19 protein-coding genes, 2 tRNA genes and 1 pseudogene are annotated in these 22,652 nt (G+C 69.8%); 10 read left to right on the top strand and 12 right to left on the bottom strand.

Translation table 11 applies throughout. From position 1 onward, the window contains the following. The first annotated feature begins 105 nt into the window (after window positions 1-105). Window positions 106-1,095: a hypothetical protein gene (locus ACFHWT_RS05375; RefSeq protein ID WP_416593432.1), complete on the top strand. Its 990-nt coding sequence runs from the start codon at window positions 106-108 to the stop codon at window positions 1,093-1,095. Further along, window positions 1,092-2,033 (top strand): hypothetical protein, encoded by a 942-nt coding sequence (locus ACFHWT_RS05370; RefSeq protein WP_416593431.1) that lies wholly within the window; start codon window positions 1,092-1,094, stop codon window positions 2,031-2,033. Before ACFHWT_RS05375 ends, ACFHWT_RS05370 begins: the two co-directional genes overlap by 4 nt. Here ACFHWT_RS05370 and murD read toward each other — a convergent pair. Continuing rightward, a complete protein-coding gene (murD, locus tag ACFHWT_RS05365) occupies window positions 2,015-3,388 on the bottom strand; it encodes a UDP-N-acetylmuramoyl-L-alanine--D-glutamate ligase (RefSeq protein WP_416593430.1) in 1,374 nt (457 codons plus the stop codon). The two genes, ACFHWT_RS05370 and murD, sit on opposite strands and share 19 nt — an antisense overlap. 104 nt (window positions 3,389-3,492) lie before the next feature. Between murD and ACFHWT_RS05360 the strand changes: the two genes are divergently transcribed. Beyond that, window positions 3,493-4,512, top strand: a complete 1,020-nt coding sequence (locus ACFHWT_RS05360; RefSeq protein WP_416593429.1) for a serine hydrolase domain-containing protein — start codon at window positions 3,493-3,495, stop codon at window positions 4,510-4,512. On the opposite strand, the gene ACFHWT_RS05355 is transcribed toward ACFHWT_RS05360, so the two are convergent. The 6 genes from ACFHWT_RS05355 to gyrB all read right to left on the bottom strand — a co-directional run bounded on the left by ACFHWT_RS05355 (window position 4,486) and on the right by gyrB (window position 10,606). Further along, window positions 4,486-4,558: transfer RNA gene (locus ACFHWT_RS05355), tRNA-Ala, on the bottom strand. The two genes, ACFHWT_RS05360 and ACFHWT_RS05355, sit on opposite strands and share 27 nt — an antisense overlap. Window positions 4,559-4,609: 51 nt before the next feature. Beyond that, window positions 4,610-4,738, bottom strand: a complete 129-nt coding sequence (locus ACFHWT_RS05350; RefSeq protein ID WP_233606623.1) for a DLW-39 family protein — start codon at window positions 4,736-4,738, stop codon at window positions 4,610-4,612. A gap of 34 nt (window positions 4,739-4,772) precedes the next feature. Then, window positions 4,773-4,846 (bottom strand) — tRNA-Ile (locus tag ACFHWT_RS05345). 174 nt (window positions 4,847-5,020) lie between these two features. Next, on the bottom strand, window positions 5,021-6,007 hold the full coding sequence (locus tag ACFHWT_RS05340; protein WP_416593428.1) for a DUF3566 domain-containing protein: 987 nt from the start codon (window positions 6,005-6,007) through the stop codon (window positions 5,021-5,023). A 3-nt stretch (window positions 6,008-6,010) separates the two neighbouring features. Next, on the bottom strand, window positions 6,011-8,539 hold the full coding sequence (gene gyrA / locus ACFHWT_RS05335; protein ID WP_416593427.1) for a DNA gyrase subunit A: 2,529 nt from the start codon (window positions 8,537-8,539) through the stop codon (window positions 6,011-6,013). A gap of 123 nt (window positions 8,540-8,662) precedes the next feature. After that, on the bottom strand, window positions 8,663-10,606 hold the full coding sequence (gyrB, locus tag ACFHWT_RS05330) for a DNA topoisomerase (ATP-hydrolyzing) subunit B (RefSeq protein WP_416593426.1): 1,944 nt from the start codon (window positions 10,604-10,606) through the stop codon (window positions 8,663-8,665). Between the two features lie 588 nt (window positions 10,607-11,194). On the opposite strand from gyrB, the gene ACFHWT_RS05325 reads away from it, so the two are divergent. After that, on the top strand, window positions 11,195-11,755 hold the full coding sequence (locus ACFHWT_RS05325; RefSeq protein WP_123606635.1) for a hypothetical protein: 561 nt from the start codon (window positions 11,195-11,197) through the stop codon (window positions 11,753-11,755). A 65-nt stretch (window positions 11,756-11,820) separates the two neighbouring features. Here the strand turns inward: ACFHWT_RS05325 and ACFHWT_RS05320 are convergent, their stop codons facing one another. From ACFHWT_RS05320 to dnaA, 5 genes are all read right to left on the bottom strand, one after another. Beyond that, window positions 11,821-12,402 (bottom strand): DUF721 domain-containing protein, encoded by a 582-nt coding sequence (locus ACFHWT_RS05320; RefSeq protein ID WP_416593425.1) that lies wholly within the window; start codon window positions 12,400-12,402, stop codon window positions 11,821-11,823. Beyond that, window positions 12,392-13,588 carry a DNA replication/repair protein RecF gene (recF, locus tag ACFHWT_RS05315; protein WP_416593424.1) on the bottom strand — a complete coding sequence of 399 codons (1,197 nt, stop codon included), beginning with the start codon at window positions 13,586-13,588 and terminating at the stop codon, window positions 12,392-12,394. Before recF ends, ACFHWT_RS05320 begins: the two co-directional genes overlap by 11 nt. Window positions 13,589-13,593: 5 nt before the next feature. Beyond that, window positions 13,594-14,469 carry a phosphogluconate dehydrogenase (NAD(+)-dependent, decarboxylating) gene (gnd, locus tag ACFHWT_RS05310; protein ID WP_416593423.1) on the bottom strand — a complete coding sequence of 292 codons (876 nt, stop codon included), beginning with the start codon at window positions 14,467-14,469 and terminating at the stop codon, window positions 13,594-13,596. A gap of 51 nt (window positions 14,470-14,520) precedes the next feature. After that, window positions 14,521-15,654, bottom strand: coding sequence for a DNA polymerase III subunit beta (dnaN, locus tag ACFHWT_RS05305; protein WP_416593422.1), 1,134 nt, complete (start codon window positions 15,652-15,654; stop codon window positions 14,521-14,523). Between the two features lie 767 nt (window positions 15,655-16,421). Further along, complete coding sequence (dnaA, locus tag ACFHWT_RS05300) at window positions 16,422-18,272, bottom strand: chromosomal replication initiator protein DnaA (protein WP_416593420.1); 1,851 nt, start codon at window positions 18,270-18,272, stop codon at window positions 16,422-16,424. Window positions 18,273-18,925: 653 nt separating this feature from the next. On the opposite strand from dnaA, the gene rpmH reads away from it, so the two are divergent. From rpmH to rsmG, 6 genes and pseudogenes are all read left to right on the top strand, one after another. Beyond that, window positions 18,926-19,063 (top strand): 50S ribosomal protein L34, encoded by a 138-nt coding sequence (gene rpmH / locus ACFHWT_RS05295; protein WP_123606641.1) that lies wholly within the window; start codon window positions 18,926-18,928, stop codon window positions 19,061-19,063. 34 nt (window positions 19,064-19,097) lie between these two features. After that, window positions 19,098-19,481: pseudogene (rnpA, locus tag ACFHWT_RS05290) on the top strand (ribonuclease P protein component); the annotation flags it as partial. Window positions 19,482-19,555: 74 nt separating this feature from the next. Next, window positions 19,556-19,846: a membrane protein insertion efficiency factor YidD gene (gene yidD, locus ACFHWT_RS05285; protein WP_416593419.1), complete on the top strand. Its 291-nt coding sequence runs from the start codon at window positions 19,556-19,558 to the stop codon at window positions 19,844-19,846. Beyond that, a complete protein-coding gene (gene yidC / locus ACFHWT_RS05280) occupies window positions 19,843-20,907 on the top strand; it encodes a membrane protein insertase YidC (protein WP_416593418.1) in 1,065 nt (354 codons plus the stop codon). Before yidD ends, yidC begins: the two co-directional genes overlap by 4 nt. Window positions 20,908-21,085: 178 nt before the next feature. Further along, the gene (locus ACFHWT_RS05275; protein WP_416593417.1) at window positions 21,086-21,721 is read left to right on the top strand and encodes a protein jag; all 636 of its coding nucleotides are present in this window, start codon (window positions 21,086-21,088) and stop codon (window positions 21,719-21,721) included. A 107-nt stretch (window positions 21,722-21,828) separates the two neighbouring features. Continuing rightward, the gene (gene rsmG / locus ACFHWT_RS05270) at window positions 21,829-22,551 is read left to right on the top strand and encodes a 16S rRNA (guanine(527)-N(7))-methyltransferase RsmG (RefSeq protein WP_416593416.1); all 723 of its coding nucleotides are present in this window, start codon (window positions 21,829-21,831) and stop codon (window positions 22,549-22,551) included. The last annotated feature ends 101 nt before the right edge of the window (window positions 22,552-22,652 follow it).

Raw genomic sequence — 22,652 nt, 5'->3', positions numbered from 1 at the left:
CGTCCACTTTTCGAACGCGGCGATTCGGCTGCGGCCAGGCGCCGCTCTGGGACACCTATCATCGGTGGCGACCGAGCGCCTCGCCCGATGCCGCGTGGAGGATTCATGTCCGGCTTCGCACCCGTCCCACTTCCCGCCTGCGAGCCGAACTTCCAGCCGGATACGGTCGCCGCCGAGATCGAGACCTGGGTCGCTGCGGAGCCGATACGGGCGCTCGTCGACAGGTTCGGCGGCACCCTGCCGGCGACCGCCGTCGGCCCGCTGCTGAGCTGGTTGGACGGCTTCTCCGGCGAGCACTGGGACTTTCGGAGGAAGGCCGCCGGGGTGGAACGCGACCAGGTCAAACCCCCCGAGTTCGACGCAGCGACCGCCCAGTTGGTGACTGACGCGGCAACCGCCCTCCAACTGGTCGAGCCCCGGATGCCGGCCCACCGGGCGTACGATCATCTGCTCGTTCTCGGCGGCCTGGGCCGGGCCTGCCTGCAGCGAACCGAGTACGCCGCGCGGCTGATCGACCAGGGTACAGTCGCCGTTGCCGAACTGGCCGCGTTGGGCAGTTTCCGGCCACTGACCACGGCGGAACGGGAGCTGCCCGGCCTCGCTGACAGCGGGTACGAGGTGGACGCGATGGACGCCGGGGTGCGGGCCGCGTTCCGCCTCGACGGACCCGGGCGGCTCGAATCGTCGGACGGCCCGGTCGACCACAGCTCCTGGTCGGTGCGCACCTACCGGTCACCGGCCGGTACGGCTGTGCGGGTGCTCGCCGCACCGTCCCGTGAACCGGCCGCCCGCCGGGCCAACACCCCGGACACCTACGAGTTCTGGGCCCGGCGGGTCGACCTACGCGCCACCGACCGGATCCTGGTGGTCACCTCCCCGATCTACGTGCCGTTCCAACACGCCGATGCCCTGCGCATGCTCGCGCTGCGGTACGGCTGCGGAATCGACACCATCGGCTTCGATCCAGACAGGGTGAGCGTGCCGCTCGCACCCGGCGCCACCAACCCGGACCGCTACCTGCAGGAGATCCGCTCTGGGCTGCTGTCCATGATGCGGTTGTACCAGGCCGCCGCCGCACCCGCAGCCGTACGATGACCAGCGACTTTGCCCGCGTGCCACTGCCGTCGTGCCGGTCGGGCGGTGACCGGGCCAGTGTGGCCGAGGGGATCGCCGCGTGGCTGGGCTCGGCCGCGATGACCGCCTTGCTTGCCGCGTTCGGGTTTCGCCTGCCGGCTGCCGCCCCGCTCGGCGACCGGCTCGCCGACGCCGCGCGCTTTTCCAACCGATGGGACTACCGCAGGGGAAAGGAACGGCACCAGGCGGTCGGCGAGAAGTTCGAGCCGGAACTCGACGCGCTGATCAGACGGGCCACCACCGCGCTCGGCCTGGCTGACTGCGCGACGCCCGCGGCACGACGGTACGACCACGTTCTCGTCCTCGGTGGCGGAGTCCGCACCATGCTGGCCCGGGCTAACCTGGCCGCGACGACGGTCCTGCAGGACGGGATCGGAGTGTCCGCCGTGGCCGGGCTGGGCAGCACCCGGCCGCTCGTGGGTCAGGCCGAGACAACCCGCGCGCTGGGGCTGCGGCCGTGTCCCACCGAAGGCGACGCGGTGGCAGAGTCGCTACGCCGCGAGTTCGGCCTCGGTGAACCAACCAGTTGCCGGGACGGCGACGGCTGGTGGGTACGGGAGCATGTCGACGTTCGGCCACCGGTGTCGGTGCTCGCCTCGCCGTCGACGCGGCCAGGAATGCGCGCCAACACGGCCGACACGTTCGTCGGGTGGGCCGAACTGCTGCCCGGAGCCGCCCGCGGAGCCCGGCTGCTGCTGGTCACGACCGACATGTTCGTGCCGTTCCAGCACTGTGACGCGGTACGGGTGCTCGGCCTCGGCTACGGTGCCGCGATCGAGACGATCGGGTTCGCGACCGCGACCAGCCAGTGGGTGCAACCCGCCGACACGTTCGAGGTGCTGCAGGAGGTCCGCTCGGCGATCCGCTCCATGCAACTGCTCTACGCCGCCGTGGACTGAATCGCCTCGCGGAACACCCGCGACTTGTGTTCCCAGTTGTCGTACCGTCCGTAGCTGGGTGCTGCGGGGGACAGCAGCACCACGCCGCCCGCCGGGGTGACCTCGCGGCTCAACCGCACGGCGTGCACCAGGTCGCCGGTGGACAATGTGGTGATGCCCGGTAGGTCGCGCAGCAGGTCGAGGATCACGTCACCGTTGTCCGGCAGGCCGATCAACGTCGCCGTGATCTTGCGCTGCTCCAGGTAGTCCCGCAGCGGGGTGTAGTCCACCGCCCGGTCCAGACTTCCGCCGACGATGACGGTCAGTGGGCGGTCCGCGTACGCCTCGATCGCGTACATCGCCGACTGCGGAATGGTCGACAGTGAGTCGTCCACGAAAGTGAGCCCGGACGGGTCGGGCAGCTCGGTCATCCGGTACGTCAGCGGCGCGTACTCTCCGACGGCGCGGGCCAGGTCGTCGCGGTGGGTCAGGCAGTCGACGCCTTCCCCCTGCACCGCGGCCAGCGCCACGCAGAGGTTGCCCTCGTTGTGCCGCCCGACCGGCGCGAACAGGTCGCGTGGGAACAGCGGCTCGCCGGCCAGGAAGACCCAGCGCCGGCCGTCGGGATGCTCGGTCACATGGAACGAATCCGGCCGGTTCCCGGCGACCAGCGGCAGTTCGAGCCCGGCGCCCAGCTGGCGCAGCTCGGCGGCCAGCCGCTCGTCCTGGCCGTTGTAGACGACCACCTCGGCACCGTGCATCGCCACATTGAGCTTGTCGCGGTAGTAGCCACTTTCACTGCCCGACCAGTCGAGATGCTCCTGGAACAGCGAAGTCAACGCAACCACCCGGGGCGAGTCCTCGAGGTCGGCACACTGGTAGACGCTCAGTTCCAGCACGTACCGCTCCGACTCGGGCAGGGCGAGCGCCGCCACTCCGATGTTTCCGCCGAGGGTGGCCTGCCGGCCGACGGCCGCCAACATCTGGTGGATCAGGGTCGTCGTCGTGCTCTTGCCCTTGCTACCGGTGACCCCGACGGTACGCGCGGCGTGGTCGGCCATCCACAGGGCGGTGCCGCCGGTCACCACACCGCCCCGGGCACGGTGCTCCACGATCCAGGGATGCGTCTGGCCGATGATCGGCGACCGGACGATCACGTCGATCGAGCGGAGCTGGTCGTGGGCCGCTTCTCCCTCGTACAGTGGCGCGATCTCGGCGAGCTGGCCGTCCCAACCGGTCGCGAGGAAGGTCGTCCGGTCCTGTACCGCGATCATCCGGGCAGGACCGTACGGGGCGATGGCCTCGGCGGCGGCGATCGCCTCCCGGCCGGTACCCCAGACGGCGACATGCCGACCTGTCAAGTCCTCCAGATGCACGGGCGCTCCTCGGATGCCACCAGAAACCGCGACTAGGGCTGTCACGGTACCGAGACGCCAGACGACCACAGTCGGGACGCCTCGGCAGTGAATAACATAGCGCCGTGACGTCCCTCGCGGAGCAGGTAACCGCGCTGGCGCGGGCCGCTCCGATGCCCGCCGTCGCGGTGTGCGTCTTCGACCGGCAGGGCGTACTGGCCCGAGCGGTGCACGGCGTCGCAGACTTGTCGGCCGGCCGTCCGGTGACTGCCGACGAGTGGTGGGACCTGGCGAGCCTCACCAAGACGCTGGTCACGCTGCCTGAAGTTCTCAGACTGGTGGACGACGGTCGGTTGGCACTGGAGCAGCCACTCGCCGAATGCTGGCACCGGGCGGTCGGCCGACCGGTCGGCAGGGCCACCATCGCTGACCTGCTCAGTCACCGGTCCGGACTACCCGCCACCGTGCCCTTTTTCCGGACCATCACCGGACGCACGGCGGTCGTGGACGCGGCGCTACGCGCCGAGCTGACGGACCAACCGAGAGTGGTCTACAGCGACCTGGGCTTTCTACTGCTCGGTGCCATGGTCGAGGATCTCGCTGACGAATCGCTGACCGCACTTGCCCGACGCCGGACCGGGCTGCGCATGGGGCGGGCCCCCGGCCAGGCCGCCGCCACCGAACACTGCCCGTGGCGTCGACGACTCATCGCCGGAGAGGTCCACGACGAGAACGCCTGGACGATGGGCGGTGTCGCCGGGCACGCTGGCGCGTTCGGCACGCTGCAGCTGGTCAGTTCGGCGGCACGGAGCTGGCTGGCCGAGCAAGCCGTAAGCCGCGAACTGCATGCGGCGGCCCGGTCGTGCTGGGCTGCCGGCCGCGACTCCGAGCGATTCGGCCTGGGCTGGTGGCTCGCTCCGACCAGAGGCCTGGGCGGGCCGGTCGCCGGACCGGACGGCTACGGCTGCTCGGGTTTCGTCGGCAACCGGGTGTGGCTCGAACCCAGCCGTGGCTACGGTGTGGTCATCCTAAGCAACCGTGTCCATCCACGGCGCGACGTTCGTGCCCCGTTCGCCGCCTGGTGCGATCGTCTGCTTGCAATGCTGGCGACCAACCTGTGGAGCCAAGGGGACTCGAACCCCTAACCCCTGCCTTGCAAAGGCAGTGCTCTGCCAGTTGAGCTATGGCCCCTAGCGGTCCCCGCCGCAGCGGTGACAACCGCGGTCCGGGGACAGGAGTGGATCAGCGGAGATCAGGAGCGGTGGTCGCCTCGTGCCAGAGGGCACGCTCGTCGCTGGTCTCCTTGACCTTCTTGGCGATCAGCGCGGCCACGCCGATGACGCCGGCGATGATGAGGATCTTCTTGACCATGGGGCGTGTCCCCTTACGCTCGACTGTCGTGGAGTGGGGCTAGCTGGAATCGAACCAGCGACCTCAGAGTTATCAGCTCTGCGCTCTAACCGACTGAGCTATAGCCCCGTACGCGACGAGCAAGGTTACCGCACCCGTGTCCTACACCCCAACTCGGGGCGAAAGCCACCGGCATCCGGCGAGCGGAGCGCCGGACCATGGGGAGACTACCGGATCGCGGACGGCCGGGGCCAATGGGTATCGACCCGCCCGGCCGTCCGCCACTTCCCTGCGCGGGCCAGGTCAGTCCCGCTCGGCCAGGGTCAGTTCGATCCCGCCGACCAGGTCGGCGCAGACGTTGTAGATGAACGCGCCGAGCGTGGCAAGCGCGGTGTAGAGCACCACGTTGATCAGCCCGAACAGCGCGGCCGTGCCGATCACGCCCTGAGCGGTGATCCGCAGGCTCGGACCGTCCCCGGTACCGGTACCGATCAGGTCACCGAGGCTGGCGTTGACGCTCTGGAACACCCCCATCGCGTCCAGCGCCAGGTAGAGCACCGAGGTCGCGACGATCACCACGATGAACAGCACCAGCGAGACCGCGAACGAGAACTTCATGACCGACCAGGGGTCGATCCGCTTCAGATTCAGTCGAGCTCGACGCGGCCCCCGCGAGGCGGCCGAGCTGACCCCCGGCCGCGCGGTCCGGGCACCGTCCGGGCCGACTCGCGCCGCGCCGACCGCGCCAACACCGGCACCACCGATCGTGCGTACGGTCGGTGAACCCAGCCCGGTCCGGGAGCCGGGGGTGGCCGTACCGACCCGGGCCGTGCCGCCGATGGTGCCGAACTGCCCGGTGGGCCCGAGCCCACCACCCGGTCGGGTGCCACTCGCCGCGGTGGCGCCGAGCGCTCCAGCGGTGAATCCGCTGCCGGAGCTGGCCGGCGGAGCGGATGAAACAGGAGGTGCCGACGTCACAGGAGGTGCCGACCTTCCGGAAGAGGCGGAGATGCCGCCGAGCTGGGTAGCGCTGTCGCCGGTGCCGCCGGCGCGGGTCGAACCGTCGGCGCTGTCACCGGTGCCACCGGCTGAGTCGTCGGCGGGTCTGTCGGGCGGGGGAGGCATCCCTGGCGCCCGGGTGAACTTAGGCGACGGCGAATCACCGGGCACGCTGGCCCGGCCGACAGCAGCGCGGCCGGTGGCCGTTGATGTGCCTCCGGCGGCGGATTCCTCGTCGACCGGAGCCGCCGAGGATCCTGTCCCCCCCGACTTCGCCTGGGTCTCCGTCATCAACTAGTCCTGTTCGTCAGGCTCGTCGGCATTGCGAGCAATGGCCACGATGGTCACGCCGTCTGGGAGGTCCATGAGCTTGACCCCCATTGTGTTCCGGTCCCGGGTACGTCGTACAGGCTTCACCGGAGTCCGGATCACGCCACCGTTGCTGGTGATCGCGAAGAGCTCGTCGTCCGGACTGATGACGACCGCACCGACGAGACCACCGCGGCGCTCGGTGATCTTGGCAGTCAGCACGCCCTTGCCTCCCCGGCCCTGCACCGGATACTCCTCGATCGGAGTACGTTTCGCGTACCCGCCGTTGGTGGCGACCAAAACATCCAGGTCCATCCCCTCCCGGACGACCGCCATGGCGAGCAGCTCGTCGGTATCGGTGAACCGCATCCCGATCACCCCCGACGTGGCCCGCCCCATCGGACGCAGCGCCTCATCGGTCGCGGTGAACCGGATCGCCTGGGCGTTCTTGGAGACCAGCAGCAAATCGTCGGCCCCGCCAGCGAGGGCCGCCCCGACCAGCTCGTCGGCGTCCCGCAGGTTGATGCCGATGATCCCACCAGAGCGGTTCGAGTCGAACTCCTCCAGCCGGGTCTTCTTGACCAGGCCGTTGCGGGTCGCCAACACCAGGTAGGGGGCTACCTGGTAGTTCGGGATCCGGATGACCTGGGCGATGTGTTCGTCCGGCTGGAAGGCCAGCAGGTTGGCCACGTGCTGGCCACGGGCGGTACGCGACGCCTCCGGCAACTCGTACGCCTTCGCCCGGTAGACCCGGCCCTTGTTGGTGAAGAACAGCATCCAGTCATGGGTGGACGCGATGAAGAAGTGACTGACGATGTCGTCCTGGCGCAGGGTCGCACCGCTGACGCCCTTGCCGCCCCGGCGCTGCGAGCGGTAAAGGTCGACCTTGGTCCGCTTGGCATACCCGGTGCGGGTGATGGTGACCACCACGTCCTCGCGGGCGATCAGGTCCTCCATCGAGACCTCGCCGTCGAACGGCACGATCTTCGTCCGCCGCTCGTCGCCCCACTTGGCGACGATTTCGCCGAGCTCCTCTGAGACGATCCGCCGCTGCCGCTCGGGCTTGGCCAGGATGTCCTTGAGGTCGGTGATCTCCAGCTCGATTCGGGCGAGCTCGTCGATGATCTTCTGACGTTCGAGTGCGGCCAGCCGGCGCAGCTGCATGTCCAGGATCGCGGTGGCCTGGATCTCGTCGACGTCGAGCAGCCGCATCAGGCCCTGCCGGGAGTCCTCGACCGTCGGCGACCGCCGGATCAGGGCGATCACCTCGTCGAGCATGTCCAGCGCCTTGACCAGACCGCGCAGAATATGCGCCCGCTCCTCGGCCTTGCGCAGCCGGTACGCGGTACGCCGCCGGATCACGTCGATCTGGTGCGCGACGTAGAACCGGATGAACTGCGCCAGGTTCAGCGTGCGTGGCACCCCGTCAACCAGCGCCAGCATGTTGGCGCCGAACGTCTCCTGCAGCTGGGTGTGCTTGTAGAGGTTGTTGAGCACCACCTTGGCGACGGCGTCGCGCTTGAGCACCAGCACCAGCCGCATGCCGGTACGCCCGGACGACTCGTCGCGGATGTCGGCGATCCCGCCGATCTTGCCTTCCTTGATCAGCTCGGCGACCCGCTCGGCGAGGTTGTCCGGGTTGACCTGGTACGGCAGCTCGGTGACGACCAGCGACGTCCGGCCTTTCTTGTCCTCCTCGACCTCGACTACGGCGCGCATCCGGATCGACCCGCGACCGGTGCGGTACGCGTCCTGGATCGGGGTGGTGCCGACGATCAGACCGGCGGTCGGGAAGTCCGGGCCCTTGACGATCTCGATCAGCGCGTCGAGCGTGGTGGGCTCGTCGACCTCCGGGTTCTCCAGACACCACTGCACCGCCGCCGCGATCTCCCGCAGGTTGTGCGGCGGGATCTTGGTGGCCATGCCCACCGCGATGCCCTCGGAGCCGTTGATCAGCAGGTTGGGGATCCGGGCCGGCAGGATCACCGGTTCCTTGGCCCGACCGTCGTAGTTGTCCTGGAAGTCGACGGTGTCCTCGTCGATGTCCCGCAGCATCTCCATCGCCAACGGGTCGAGCTTGCACTCTGTGTAGCGCATCGCGGCTGCCGGATCGTTGCCCGGGGAGCCGAAGTTGCCGTTGCCGTCGACCAGCGGGTAGCGCAGCGACCAGGGCTGGGCCATCCGGACCAGCGCGTCGTAGATGGCCGAGTCGCCGTGCGGGTGGAACTGGCCCATCACGTCGCCGACGACCCGGGAGCACTTGACGTAGCCTCGGTCCGGTCGGTAGCCCGAGTCGAACATGGCATAGAGGATCTTGCGGTGTACGGGCTTGAGCCCGTCCCGTACGTCCGGCAACGCCCGCCCGACGATCACGCTCATCGCGTAGTCGAGGTACGACCGCTGCATCTCGACTTCCAGCCCGACCGGCTCGATGCGGTCGTGGCGGGCGACTGCCGCCGCGGCGGCCGCCACGGGATCCGGCTCGCTGCCGAAGGGCTCGGGAGTATCCGTCACAGTTAACCCTTATCAAGCCTAAAACCGTCGTACCTGTGCTGGACAACGGCGGTGGAAGCTGGCGAAGTTGCTGATGACGCGGCCGGGCCGGCCCCGGTTCGGGGTCGCCCGGCCGCGTCGGCGCTAGATGTCCAGGAAGCGGACGTCCTTGGCGTTGCGCTGGATAAAGGAGCGCCTCGCCTCGACGTCCTCACCCATCAGAACGCTGAACAGCTCGTCGGCGGTTGCTGCGTCGTCCAGGGTCACCTGACGCAGCGTACGCGTCGCCGGGTTCATCGTCGTCTCCCACAACTCGGGGTAGTTCATCTCTCCCAGGCCCTTGAACCGCTGGATGTCGTCCGGCTTGGCGTTGGGCTTCTTCTGCTGGCGCAGCACGATCAGTCCGTCGCGCTCCCGGTCCGAGTACGCGTACTGCGCGTCGTCGCCCTTCCGGTTCCACTTGATCTTGTACAGCGGCGGGGCCGCGAGGTAGACGTGGCCCAACTCGACCAACGGACGCATGAACCGGAACAGCAGGGTCAGCAGCAGGGTCTGGATGTGCTGGCCGTCCACGTCCGCGTCGGCCATCAGCACGATCTTGTGGTAGCGCAGCTTGTCGATGTCGAAGTCGTCGTGGATGCCAGTGCCCAGCGCGGTGATCAGCGCCTGGACCTCGTTGTTCTTCAGCACCCGGTCGATCCGGGCCTTCTCCACGTTGAGGATCTTGCCCCGGATCGGCAGGATCGCCTGGGTACGCGGATCCCGCCCCTGCTTGGCCGAGCCGCCGGCCGAGTCGCCCTCGACGATGAAGACCTCCGACTCGCGCGGGTCGGTGGACTGGCAGTCGGCCAGCTTGCCCGGCATCGATCCGGACTCCAGCAACGACTTGCGCCGGGCCAGCTTGCGGGCCTGCTGGGCGGCGATCCGGGCGCGGGCCGCCTGGGTGGCCTTCGTGATGATCATCTTGCCTTCGGCCGGGTTGCGGTCCAGCCAGTCGACCAGCCACTCGTTGCAGACCCGCTGGACGAAGCTCTTCACCGGAGTGTTGCCCAGCTTGGTCTTGGTCTGGCCCTCGAACTGCGGGTTGGCCAGCTTGACCGAGATGATCGCGGCGAGCCCTTCCCGGATGTCCTCGCCGGAGAGCTTCTCGTCGCCCTTGAGCAGCTTCTTGTCCATGGCGTACTTGTTGACCACGCTGGTCAACGCGGACCGGAAGCCCTCCTCGTGGGTGCCGCCCTCGTGAGTGTTGATGGTGTTGGCGAAGGTGTAGACCGACTCGCCGTACGATTCGTTCCACTGCATGGCGATCTCGACCGACATGCCCTCCTCTTCCGCGCCGAACTCGACCACGCTCTTGTGGATCGGGTTCTTCGAGGCGTTGAGGTGGCGGACGAAGTCCGAGATACCCCCCTTGTAGCAGAAAGTGATCTCGCGGTGCTTTCCGTCGTCGTCGGCCACCCGCTCGTCGCGCAGCTGGATGGTCAGCCCACGGTTGAGGAAGGCCATCTCCTGCAACCGGCGGTAGATCGTCTCGAACGCGTACTCGGTGGTCTCGAAGATCGACGGATCCGGCCAGAAGGCTACCGCGGACCCGGTCCGGTTCGTCGCCTCGCCCTTGTCCAGCGGCGTCGGCTTCGAGTTGGCGTACTGCTGCCGCCAGACGTGGCCGTCCTTGTGGATCTCGACCTCCATCTTCACGGAGAGCGCGTTGACCACCGAGACACCGACGCCGTGCAGGCCACCGGAGACCGCGTACGCCTTGCCGTCGAACTTGCCGCCGGCGTGCAGCACGGTCAGGGCGACCTCGACACCCGGCTTCTTCAGCTTCGGATGCAGGTCCACCGGGAAACCGCGGCCGTTGTCGGTGACCCGCACCCCGCCGTCGGCGAGCAGCACCACCTCGATGGTGTCGCAGTGCCCGGCCAGCGCCTCGTCGACCGCGTTGTCCACGACCTCCCAGACCAGGTGGTGCAGGCCGCGCTCACCGGTCGAACCGATGTACATGCCCGGTCGCTTGCGGACCGCCTCGAGGCCCTCCAGCACGGTGATCGACTCGGCGCCGTACTCCTGGTTGTTCTCCGCTGACACCCTCAGCCACTTTCTCGCACACCTGGGCCGCGACGGCACAGGGACGCGGGGTTCGGCGAATCTTCCGACGGCGGACAGGCGCGAACCGGCACCATGGCCGACAACCCGCATCTTCCGGGTGGATCGCCGACGGGTGGCGAAACGCGCCGTACGCCGCAGAGGACCCGCGGATCACGAACGGCCGGGCCCCGTACGGTCCGGCGATCACGGCTGCCGGCGGTCACCTCGTCGGTGATCCTGCCGGGCGGGCTCCGGATCGTCGCGCCGCGCGGGTCTCCCTCGTCTCTGTCTCCGATCCTACTGTGCCGAGCCGACATAACCGGGACGCGGCACCCCCGTAAAGCGGCTGAGAGGTTCGTAGCCGGCCGCACCCCACCCACCGCGACCACCCCCACACGCACCAGATCCGTCATTCGGACGGCCACGGGGCACCGCACCGTCGGTCAGCCGGCCCGCTGGGCCACCTGAAGGTGAAACGACTACCCGGATGCCGCTACAGTGCCGCTACCGCACAGGCTCGTACCGGGCAGCAGCATCGCGGATGCGCACCCGACCCGGGCCACCAGCTGGAGAAGGGTGACGCTTGCGATGGGGCTGGACAACGTCGCGGTGCAATGGCCACGGGTCGGCGAGTTCTACGAACCGGTCGCACCGGCCGAGTTCGTCGACTTCGACAAGCTGGCGGAGCAGGCCGATGTCGCGGCGCCGACCGCCGCGCTCGCCGGTTACATCGCCAAGACCGGCAGTGTCCGGGCCACCGCCTACACCGAGCTGGTGGACCTGCTGCTGGGACTGACCGGAGTGCTGTACGCCACCGAGGCGGCCGCCGAGGACGAGGACCCGGTGATCGACCCGGACGGCTGTGCCTGGATCGCCGGCGGCCTGGAGCGGTTCGTCGACGGCCACGACCGGTACGGCGACACCGTCACCTTCGACACGGTCGGAGCGGTGCTGCGCGACGCCCTCGCCGGGGCCCGGCTCGCCGAACAGCAGCTGCGCTGGCTGGACAGCCGGCTCGACGCGCTCCGCGACGACGCCGGTGACGCACCGCAGTGGAGCTTCCCCCGGTCGGAGCTGGCGGTGCTGTCCCGCTTCTACCGCCGCTGCGCCGACCGCGGCTTCGCCGTCTACGCCGACGCGGAAGCCTGATCCTGGGCGGCCGGCAACTTCCGGGCGGCCGGCGTCGGCCAGGGAGCGGACCGGCCGGGTGGGGATCAACCGTACGTGTCCCGCGGGCCACGACCACGGACCCGCCGCGGACCCTTCGACCAGGATGGCGCGGCCGGGCCGTGAATGTGCAGCTTCGTCACCACGTTGTGCCCGACCTCGGCGGCGATCTGGCGCAGCAACGAGCGAGCGAGCAGACGTAGCTGGGTCGCCCAAGCGGTCGACTCCGCCTCGACCGTCAACTCGCCGTTCTCCAACTTGACCGGGCGGCTGTGCTTGGCCACCTCCGGCCCGACCACCCGTTCCCAGGCACCGAAGACGGTCGCCTCGGCGGCCGGCCGTTGCCAGCCGCGCGCCTTGACCAGGCGGGCCAACACGTCGCCGAACAGCTGTGGATCGCGGGGGTCCGGCCCTGGACCCGAGTAGCCGCGCAGTCGTCGGCCGCCCGACCCGGCTCCGCCCGCGTCGCCGCCGCCACCGGTCCGGCGGCGGGGCCGGTTCGCCTCCCGACGGGCGCGGGCCGCGTCCAGCACCGCCCTGGCCAGCTGCGGGCCGGTCGACGGCGGGGGCAGGATCGGTGGCTGGTCGGCAGCCTGTGCCGGCTCACCGTGCTGCGGCTCACCCGGCATGGCGTACCTCCCCGCGGCTGACCTCGAAGCGTGCCCCGCGCAACGCTACCGGGACGTCCTCGGCCACCGCGCAGGTCACCAGCAGTTGGCTGGCCTCGGCGACCAGCTCGGCGAGCCGTTCCCGGCGGCCGCTGTCCAGTTCGGCGAACACGTCGTCGAGGACCAGTACCGGCTCGATGCCTTCCGCGCGGAGCAGGTCGTACGCGGCCAGCCGCAGCGCCAGCGCACAGGACCAGGATTCGCCGTGGCTGGCGTACCCCTTCACCGGCAGGCTGCCGATCGTCAGATGCAGGTCGTCGCGGTGCGGGCCGACCAGGGTGACACCGCGGTCGACCTCGCTGCGGCGGGCTTCGCCCAGCGCGGCCAGCAGCGCCGACTCCAGCGCGGACCGGTCCGCCGCCGGCGGCACCGTCCCGGCACCGGCAGAACCGGCTCCCGCAGAACCGGCGGCGGGTGCCAAGCCGGCATCCGGCAGATCGATCGACGGCCGGTAGCTGATGCCGGCCGCCGCGCTGGTGGCCGCCACCGCGTCGTACGCCTTGGCCACGTGCGGGGCCAGGGCGGTAACCAACTCCAACCGGCCGGCGAGCAGCTCGGCTCCGTGCCGGGCCAGATGGGCGTCCCAGACGTCCAGCGTGCTCAGGTCACCGCCCCGGTCACCACCGGTCTTGCGGGCCAGGTACGCGCTGCGCAGCAACGCGTTGCGCTGCTTGACCACCCGGTCGTAGTCGGCCCGTACGCCGGCGAACCGGGGCAGCCGGGTGACCAGCAGCTCGTCCAGGTAGCGGCGGCGTTCGGCCGGGTCGCCCCGGACGATCTCCAGATCCTCGGGGGCGAACAGCACCAGCCGCAGCGCACCGATCACCTCCCGCGCCCGGCGGGTCGGCGACCGGCCCAGCCTGGCCCGGTTGGCCCGACCCGGCACGATCTCCAGTTCGACCAGCAGTTCCCGTTGGTCGTGCACGACCAGGCAGCGGATGATCGCCGAGTCGGCGCCGACCCGGACCAGCGGCGCGTCGGTGGCGACCCGGTGGCTGCCCAGCGTCGCCAGGTAGCCGAGCGCCTCGACGAGGTTGGTCTTGCCGACCCCGTTCGGCCCGACCAGCACGCTGCCACCCGGTTCGAAGGTGAGCTCGACCCGCTGGTACGAGCGGAAGTCGATCAGTTCGAGACGGCGGACGTACACGGAGGTCAGGGGCTGGACTGCACGGCGTGCCCGCCGAACTGGTTGCGCAGCGCGGCGACCGCCTTCATCGCCGGGGAGTCGTCCTGCCGCGAGGTGAACCGGGCGAACAGCGACGCCGCGATCACGTTCATCGGCACCCCGAGCCGGATCGCCTCGTCGACCGTCCAGCGCCCTTCGCCGGTGTCCTCGGCGTACCCGCGCAGCGCCGCCAGTTGCGGGTCCTCGTCGAGCGCGGCGTCCAGCAGATCCAGCAGCCAGGACCGGACCACGGTGCCGTCCCGCCAGGACTTGATCACCCCGGGGACGTCAGTGATCAGCTCGCTCTGCAGCATCAACTCGTAGCCCTCGGCGTAGGCGTGCATCAACGCGTACTCCACACCGTTGTGCACCATCTTCGCGTAGTGTCCGGCACCGACCGGGCCGGCGTGGACGAAGCCGTGCTCCGCCGGCGGCTTGAGCGCCTCGAAGATCGGCATCATCCGCTGGACGTGCTCGGCGTCGCCGCCGACCATCAGCCCGTAGCCGGCCTGCCGGCCCCACACCCCGCCGGACACCCCGACGTCGAGGTAGCCGACACCGTGCTCGGCCAGCCGGGCCGCGCGCGGCCCGTCGTCGCTGAACCGGGAGTTGCCGCCGTCGATCACCAGGTCCCCGGGGTCGAGCAGGCCGCACAGCTCGTCGACGACCGACGACGTCACCTGGGCCGGGACCATCATCCAGACGGCCCGCGCGGTGGCGAGCCGGTCGACCAGCTCGGCGAGGCTGGCCACGTCACTGACCGCCGGGTCCCGGTCATAGCCGTACGCCTGGTGACCGGCGTCGCGTAGCCGGTCCCGCATGTTGCCGCCCATTCGACCCAGGCCGATGATGCCCAACTGCACGGTGTGCCCCCTTCGTCGCTGCCCGATCGTCGCCCACCGGGTGTACCGGTGTTACCGGGTTACCCGGATCGGCATGATCAGATAGCGGTAGCCGGGGATGATCTGATCGTCCTCGCCGGCCGGCGAGATCACTGCGGGCTTGAACGCGTCGACGAAGGTGAACACCGCCGTGGCCGAGCCGAGGTTCTGCAGGCCGTCGATCAGGTACTGCGGGTTGAAGCCGATGGTCAGCGGCTCACCGGTGAACGCGGCCTCCATCGCCTCGCTGGCCCGCGCCTCCTCGGTGTTGCCGGCCTCCACCACGAGCCCGTCCGCGCTGAAACTGAGCAGCACCGGGGTGGTGCGTTCGGCGACCAGGGCGACCCGGCGTACCACCTCGACGAGAGTGCTCACGCTCACCCGGGCCTCGGCGTTGTGGCTGCTCGGGAAGAGCGACCGGACCGGCGGGTAGTTTGCACCGTCGAGCAGCCGGCTGGTGGTCCGGCGGGTGCCGCCGGCGAACCCGATCATGCCTTCGCCGGCTCCGCCGTGCGCCAACGCGATGGTGACCTCGCCGCCGATCGGACCGAGCGTCTTGGCCGTGTCGGCCAGGGTACGGGCGGGCACCAGCGCGTTCAGGCTGATCTCCGGGTCGTCCGGCTGCCAGTCGATCTCCCGGATGGCCAGTCGGTACCGGTCGGTGGCGAGCATGGCGAGCCGGGTGCCCTCGAGTTCGACCCGGACCCCGGTCATCATCGGCAGCGTCTCGTCGCGGCCGGCGGCCACCGCGACCTGGGCGACCGCCGCAGCGAACGTCGGGGCGTCGACCCGGCCGGCGCTGGCCGGCATCTCGGGCAGGGTCGGATAGTCCTCCACCGGCATGGTCGGCAGCGTGAACCGGGCACTACCGCAGACCAGTTCCAGATGCGCACCGACGGCCGCGATGTCGACCGGCTTGGCCGGAAGCGACTTGGTGATCTCGGCGAGCAGCCGTCCGGAGACCAGAGCCGAGCCGTCGGCGTCGCCCTGCACGTCGACGGTCACCTGGCTGGAAACCTCGTAGTCGAATCCTGAGACCTGCAGGGAGCCGTCGGTGACCCGGAGCATCGCGCCGGCCAGCACCGGCACCGACGGCCGGTTCGGCAGGCTCTTGGCCGTCCAGGCCACCGCGTCGGCGAGCGCGTCGCGCTCCACCCGGAACTTCATCCCATGCCTCCGCACTTCATGCCGTGCCTCCGCGTCGACTCGATCGAACGATCTTCGGTGGTGCCGGACCCGAGGCGGTCCCTGGGCGGCTCGACCGTCATCGGTCGACGGACCTCACCGAACGATAGGCCAGACCGCCGGGCCCGTGCGTCCGGCCCCGGACTTCTGCCGGTCGACCGGACCGGCAGGTGCGGCACGGCGGCTGCATCCACACCTATCCCCAACGCCGGTGATTGGTTTTTGTTGTCTAGAAGATAAATCTCATCGTCTTCATCGGGGCTGTGCACTCTGTGGACATCTCGCGTTTACGCAGGTCAGATGGGTTCGATGGCGGTGGATTACCTGTGGAGGAGGCTGGGTACAACCGGGGTCTTCATCCACAGGCTGCCCGGCCGCCCACAGCCGTGCCGAGTTGTCCACCGGTTGTCCACCGGTTATCCCGAGGGTTCGTCCCCAGCTGTGGACAAGTGGCCGGCACCATGTCGGTCGGTTGTCCACAGAACCTTCAACAGGAACCCCACAGGGGGTGGTGAACCTGGGGACGAGCCGTGACTGAGAGTGATTGTCCACAGCGGTTTCCCCAGGAGTTGTCCACAGCCTGTGGACAACGCGGCGGGCGGGATTCAGGTGTCATCCACCGTCGGCGGCGGCCGCGGTGGAAAACCCTGTGGACGAACCTGTGGGTGATTCGCCGGATCACCCGGCGGACGAAAGGGCGGACTGCCCGGCGGACGAAGCAGCGGCCGGGCAGTCAGGCCGTCAGGCCGTCAGGCGATCTGCTTGATCCGGTTGGTCAGCTCGGCGATCTGGTTGTAGAGGGACCGGCGTTCCGCCATCTGCTGCCGGATCTTGCGGTCGGCGTGCATCACCGTGGTGTGGTCCCGGCCACCGAACGCCTGTCCGATCCGGGGCAGCGACAGGTCGGTCAGCTCACGGCACAGGTACATGGCGACCTGGCGGGCGTTGACCAGCACTCGGGAACGTGAGTGACCGCGCAGGTCCTCCAGGCTGACCCCGAAGTAGTCGGCGGTGGCGACCATGATCTGGTCGGCGGTGATCTCCGGGCCGGCGCCGTCCGGGATGAAGTCCCGCAGGACCTCCTCGGCCAGGCTCAGCTCGACCGGTGACCGGGTGAGACTGGCGAACGCGGTGACCCGGATCAACGCGCCCTCCAACTCCCGGATCGAGTTGGCGATCCGGGACGCGATGAACTCCAGCACGTCCGGAGGCGCGTACAGCCGCTCCTGGGCCGCCTTTTTCTGCAGGATGGCGATCCGGGTCTCCAGGTCGGGCGGCTGGATGTCGGCGAGCAGCCCCCACTCGAAGCGGGTCCGCAGCCGGTCCTCAAGGGTGGCCAGCTGCTTGGGTGACCGGTCCGAGGTGATCACGATCTGCTTGTTCGCGTTGTGCAGCGTGTTGAAGGTGTGGAAGAACTCCTCCTGGGTCCGCTCCCGGTTCTCCAGGAACTGGATGTCGTCGATCAGGAGGATGTCCACGTCACGGTAGCGGCGCTGGAAGGCGCTGGTCTTGTCGTCACGCAGCGAGTTGATGAAGTCGTTGGTGAACTCCTCGGTCGACACGTACCGCACCGACCGGGCGTGTCCGAGGGTGGTGGCGTAGTGACCAATGGCGTGCAGCAGGTGGGTCTTGCCCAACCCCGAGCTGCCGTAGATGAACAGTGGGTTGTACGCCTTCGCCGGTGACTCAGCCACCGCCACCGACGCGGCGTGCGCGAACCGGTTCGAGGAGCCGATGACGAACGTTTCGAACATGTACTTCGGGTTGAGCCGGTTTCCGCCGGTGTCCACACCCGGTCCGGTCAGCCGGCGGTCGTCCCGGCCGGTGCCGCGGTGGTCCAGCCCACCCCGTCCCGGGCCGCTGTCGGGCGGGCTGGTCGGCAGGCCGTCGCCGACGCCGCCGTACCGTTGGTCCGGTGGGTGGTAGTCCGTCGGCGGCCGGGCCGAGCGTTGCTGCGCTGGCAGTTCGAGGTCGTGGTCCAGCCGTTGCGGACCCGGTGGTCCGGCGGCGTAGTCGTCGCCGAAGAGCGCGCCCTGGTCGCCGGTCCGGGCCGCCGGCACGACCGGCAGCCGGCCGGTGGCGCCATCCAATGCGTCGGGTACGCCGACGCGGTGCTCCGGCGGATGGGGGCCGTCGGGCGCGCCCGGTGCGCCGCTGATCGGCTCCGGCGCGTCGGGCCCCACGATGCCCTCGCGGTCCCAGCGGTGGTTGTCGGTGTCGCGGTGGTCCGGTCCGGGCGGGGGTGGGCCCAGCCGTGGGTCGGGCTCGTCCGGGTGGTGCAGCCGGGTCTCGACGGTCGCGGTGCCGTACACCGTGCCGACCGGTCGACCCTGACCGTCCTCCGGCGGACGGACGGTGACCGCCACCTGGATCGGCCGACCGAGCCGCCGCGACAGCGCCTCGGTGATCGCCGGGCGCAGTCGCGATTCGATGACGTCGCGGGTGAACGCGTCGGGTACGGACAACAGCGCGGTTTCCTCGACGATGGCGCGCAGCCGGGTGAGCCGCAGATAGGCCCGCTGCTGGGCGGAGACGATCTCGTCCGCCAGCTCGTCCGTGGTCGCCAACCAGACCGCGCCGAGGTCTATCGTCTCGGCCACCGTAGCGCCACCCCCATCGCATCCGAGTACCCGGCCGCCGGCACTGTCTCTGTGTCGGCCGCCGGTCGGGATCGGTCCCGCTCTCGAACAGGTACGACGAGCCATGCTGCGGGCCGCTGAACTGACCGTCATCCACAAGTTATCCACAACCTGTGTGTACTGCTGACTGCGGCTCCCCGTCGTCCGCCGAACCTGCCCCCTGCCGGCTCGGCGCCCGGTGTCGATCACCGTTGCGGGCGACCGGCCCGGCTGCCTGGTTCGTACCGATGAAGCGGTGCCAGGTGCTGCCTGATGCTTGACCGGCAATCGGGCACGCTAACAGCGTTGTCCACAACCGTTCAACCGGCGGTCGCCGGTCCCCGTTGTCGGTTCCGGTGAAAACCGTGTAGCGGCACTGGCCGCGTCGCTCCACGGCAGGATCCCCGGCGGTGGCCGGCGGCGGGTGAGCCGTCGGCGCTGGTCCGCTCTGATAAGCTAGTCGGGCGCGTTGTGCCCTCACGACGCACTGGCGCAGACCTGCACCTCCGGCCTGACCAACGGACGGATCAGATCTGCACCTCCGGTTCTGACCAACCGCCGGCCTGACCAACAGCCGGTCTGATCATCTGACTCCGGGCCGACGGCCGGGAGCCACACCTGACGGAGAGTCTGACGTGAGCAAGCGCACCTTCCAGCCGAACAACCGCCGGCGTGCCAAGACCCACGGCTTCCGGCTGCGGATGCGTACGCGTGCCGGCCGTGCCATCCTCTCCACCCGCCGCGCCAAGGGCCGCGCCCGCCTGTCCGCCTGATGGTCTTCGCGGGCGTCGTGGAGATTTAACCGCCATGCTGGCCGCCGCTGAGCGCGTACGGAATCGTGCCGACTTCACCGAGGTCGTACGCATGGGTCGGCGGGCCGGCCGTGGCTCGCTTGTCGTGCACCTGTTGCTGCCGTCACCGGTGCCGGGCGACCGACCGGAACCGACCGGTGGCTCCGGTGCCCGGGCCGGCTTCATCGTCTCCAAGGCGGTCGGCAACGCGGTTACCCGCAACCGGGTGCGTCGTCGGCTCCGACACCTGGTCCGGTCCCGGCTGGCAGCGGTGCCGGGCGGCGCCCTGCTGGTCGTCCGAGCCCTGCCGCTGGCCGCTGGGGCGTCCTCGGCGGGGCTCGCCGCCGACCTTGACGCCGCGCTGTCCGCCGCTGTCCGCGCCGCCGACCGACGGTCCCGCGGCACCGCCGGTGATCGCCCGTCCGGGGTGCGGCGCACCGGAGGCCGGACCCGGGCCAGAGCGGGGGACGCCTGATGACCGCTTCCGACGATCTACCTCGCGCCACGACACCGGGTGGCCGCCTGCTGACAGGTGCGATCGTCGCGTACCGTCGTTGGATAAGCCCGGCTCTGCCGGCCCGCTGTCGGTTCTACCCGTCGTGCAGTGCGTACGCCCAGGAGGCGATCGCCCGGCGCGGAGCACTTCGGGGGGTGCTGTTGGCGGGTTGGCGCCTGCTGCGCTGTCATCCCTTCCACCCCGGTGGATATGACCCGGTACCGATGCCGGGCGGCCGCCGTGCCGATGCGACTGGAGCCCCGAATTGAGTCTCGACTGGATCTACTGGGCCATCTCGTGGATCCTCCTGTTCTGGCACTCGGCCTGGGACCGGATCGGTGTGCCGTCGACCGAGGTGCTCGGCACCAACTGGTCGTGGATCCTGGCCATCATCTTCCTGGTGGTCACGGTCCGGGTGATCCTGTTCCCGGTCTTCGTCAAGCAGATCAAGTCACAGCGGGCCATGCAGGCGCTGCAGCCGAAGGTCAAGGAGCTGCAGGAGAAGCACAAGGGTGACCGGGAGACGCTCCAGAAGGAAATGATGGAGCTCTACCGGAAGGAGAAGGCCAACCCGCTGATGGGTTGCCTTCCGATGTTCCTGCAGATCCCGGTCTTCCTCGGCCTGTTCCACATCCTGCGCCGGCTGAACCCGGAGCAGACCCGCAACGTCGACCTCTACGGCTGGACCGCGGACCAGTTCTACGAGGCTTCCCGGGCCAGTCTCTTCACCGCGCCGCTCGCCGGGCGGTTCGGATCCACGGCCGACGAGCTGGCGGCGATGGGTGCCAGCGGCACCACGGTCAAGGTGATCGCCGGGATCCTGGTGATCGTCATGATCGTGACCACCTACCTGACCAGCCGACAGATGATCCTCAAGACCGGCTGGGCGGAGGACCCGCAGCAGAAGATGATCCAGCGGCTGATGCTCTACGGCATCCCGGCCTCGCTGCTCATCTCCGGCGCGATCTTCCCGATCGGCGTCATCATCTACTGGGTGGTGAACAACATGGTCACGCTTGGACAGCAGCAGTGGGTACTGCGCAAGTTCCCGCCCCCGCCGATGCCGGCCGGCAAGGGGAAGCCGGCTGCGAAGTCGACCTCGACCTCGAAATCGACCGGACGGCCGGCGGCGAAGTCCGGTGCCGCCCAGTCGCGCAAGCCCGGCACGACCGACGCCAAGCCCAAGTCGGCCGGTGTCTTCGCCCGACGCGGCAACGGCGCCGAGGCCGCCGCACCGGAGCCGGCCCCGGTCCGCGAGGGTCTCAAGCCCAAGCCCGGCGCCAAGCCGGTCAACCCGAAGAAGCGGCGGCCGGCGAAGCGTCCGGGTTGACCGGGCAGGCGTTTCGGTGGCCGGCTGCCGCTGGCGGGCGTGCCCGGCTGCTGGCGGGGCGTCCCGCACGGCCGCAGCGGCGGCAACGTAGACCTCCCCGAGGGCACGGCGCCCGTCCGCCGGTCCTCGGTAACCAGCGGACCGACCGGTTCCGCCGAGCGAGTACGGAGATGACACCGTGACCGATACCAGCCTGCCCAGTGCCGACCCGTCTGTCGACGAGGAGGTTGTCCCGGCCCGGGCGGCCGACAGCGCCGACGACCGTCCCGGTGACGCCGACGACGCGGGCACCGACGAGGCTGACGAGGACGCGGCCGGCAAGGACGCGTCAGCGCCCGCTTCCGCCGCCACCGACAACGACTTGTTCCAGCAGAGCGAAATCGCCGCCGACTACGTCGAGGGACTGCTGGACATCCTCGACTACGACGGCGACATCGACGAGCTGGTCTCCGGCGGCCGTCCCGTAGTGGAGGTGGTCGGCGGGCAGCTCAGTGCCCTGGTCGGGCAGCGGGGTGCGACCCTGGAGGCGCTCCAGGAGCTGACCAGGCTCGCGGTCTTCCGGCAGACCGGATCGCCCAGCCGGCTGCTGCTGGACGTCGGCGGCTACCGCAACAACCGGCGCAAGGAGTTGGCCGCGGTGGCGAAGAACGCGGTGGAGAAGGTCAAGGAGTACGGCGAGCCGGTGCGGCTGGAGCCGATGTCCGCCTTCGAGCGCAAGTGCGTACACGACGTGGTGAACGCGCTCGACGGCGTGCTGAGCGAGTCCGAGGGTGTCGAACCGACCCGGCGGATCGTCGTCCGTCCGGCCGACTGAACACGATGACTGATCTGCCCGAGCAGACCGATCGGGTGGCCACCGGCCCGGACGGGAACCCGTCCGGGCCGGTTCCGTCGGGAGCGCCGGCTCCGTCAGGACCGGCCATGCTGGCGTCGCCTCCCGACTCCGCCCGCGAGATTTTCGGCGCCGAGCAGCTGCGGCTAGCGGTCCGGTACGCCGGCCTGCTGGCCTCGGAAGGACTGCTCCGTGGACTCATCGGGCCGCGTGAGGTGCCCCGGCTCTGGGAGCGGCACCTGCTGAACTGTGCGGTCGTCGGCGAGCTCCTTTCCGACGGAGCGACGGTGCTGGACGTCGGCTCCGGGGCCGGTCTCCCCGGGCTGGTCCTGGCCGTGGCGCGGCCGGATCTCACCGTCATCCTGGTCGAGCCGTTGGCCCGGCGCACCGCCTTTCTCGTCGAGGCGGTGTCGGTCCTTGGTCTCACCGACCGGGTCGAGGTGATTCGTGGCCGGGCGGAGGAGGTGCGCCGGGATTTTCCCGCCGGGGCGGCACCGGTGGTCACCGCGCGGGCGGTGGCACCACTCGACCGGCTGGCCGGCTGGTGTCTACCGCTGGTCGAGCCCGGTGGGCGGCTGCTCGCCATGAAGGGTGATTCGGCCGGGGCGGAGATCACCGAGCACCGAGCGGCGGTGATCCGGTCGGGTGGCGGTGATCCGGTGCTGCGTCGCTGCGGTGAACGATGGCTCGATCCGCCGACCACCGTGGTGGAGATCGAGCGGTCTGCTCCGGTGCCCGGGGCGGGTGGTCGACGCCGGGCGGAGCGCGGTGACCGAGTACGGTCGCGTTCGTCGCGGCGGACTCGGGGGTGACCGCCGGACCCGCCCTGATGGCGGGGTGGAACGACGCGAAGGCTGCGACACGTCGGACAGTCGGCCGTGGCCACACCGGCCCTGATCCCCGTAGGCTGGCC

Origin of the sequence: Micromonospora sp. LOL_021, assembly GCF_048060215.1 — a bacterium.
GTDB lineage: Bacteria > Actinomycetota > Actinomycetes > Mycobacteriales > Micromonosporaceae > Micromonospora_E.
This window is presented reverse-complemented; position numbering and strand designations above follow the sequence as displayed.

Coding starts and splice junctions, on each gene's coding strand:
- ACFHWT_RS05375 (WP_416593432.1), top strand. CDS start 106: ATGTCCGGCTTCGCACCCGTCCCACTTCCCGCCTGCGAGCCGAACTTC.
- ACFHWT_RS05370 (WP_416593431.1), top strand. CDS start 1,092: ATGACCAGCGACTTTGCCCGCGTGCCACTGCCGTCGTGCCGGTCGGGC.
- ACFHWT_RS05350 (WP_233606623.1), bottom strand. CDS start 4,738: ATGGTCAAGAAGATCCTCATCATCGCCGGCGTCATCGGCGTGGCCGCG.
- ACFHWT_RS05340 (WP_416593428.1), bottom strand. CDS start 6,007: ATGACGGAGACCCAGGCGAAGTCGGGGGGGACAGGATCCTCGGCGGCT.
- ACFHWT_RS05325 (WP_123606635.1), top strand. CDS start 11,195: ATGGGGCTGGACAACGTCGCGGTGCAATGGCCACGGGTCGGCGAGTTC.
- ACFHWT_RS05320 (WP_416593425.1), bottom strand. CDS start 12,402: ATGCCGGGTGAGCCGCAGCACGGTGAGCCGGCACAGGCTGCCGACCAG.
- dnaN (WP_416593422.1), bottom strand. CDS start 15,654: ATGAAGTTCCGGGTGGAGCGCGACGCGCTCGCCGACGCGGTGGCCTGG.
- yidD (WP_416593419.1), top strand. CDS start 19,556: ATGACCGCTTCCGACGATCTACCTCGCGCCACGACACCGGGTGGCCGC.
- rsmG (WP_416593416.1), top strand. CDS start 21,829: ATGCTGGCGTCGCCTCCCGACTCCGCCCGCGAGATTTTCGGCGCCGAG.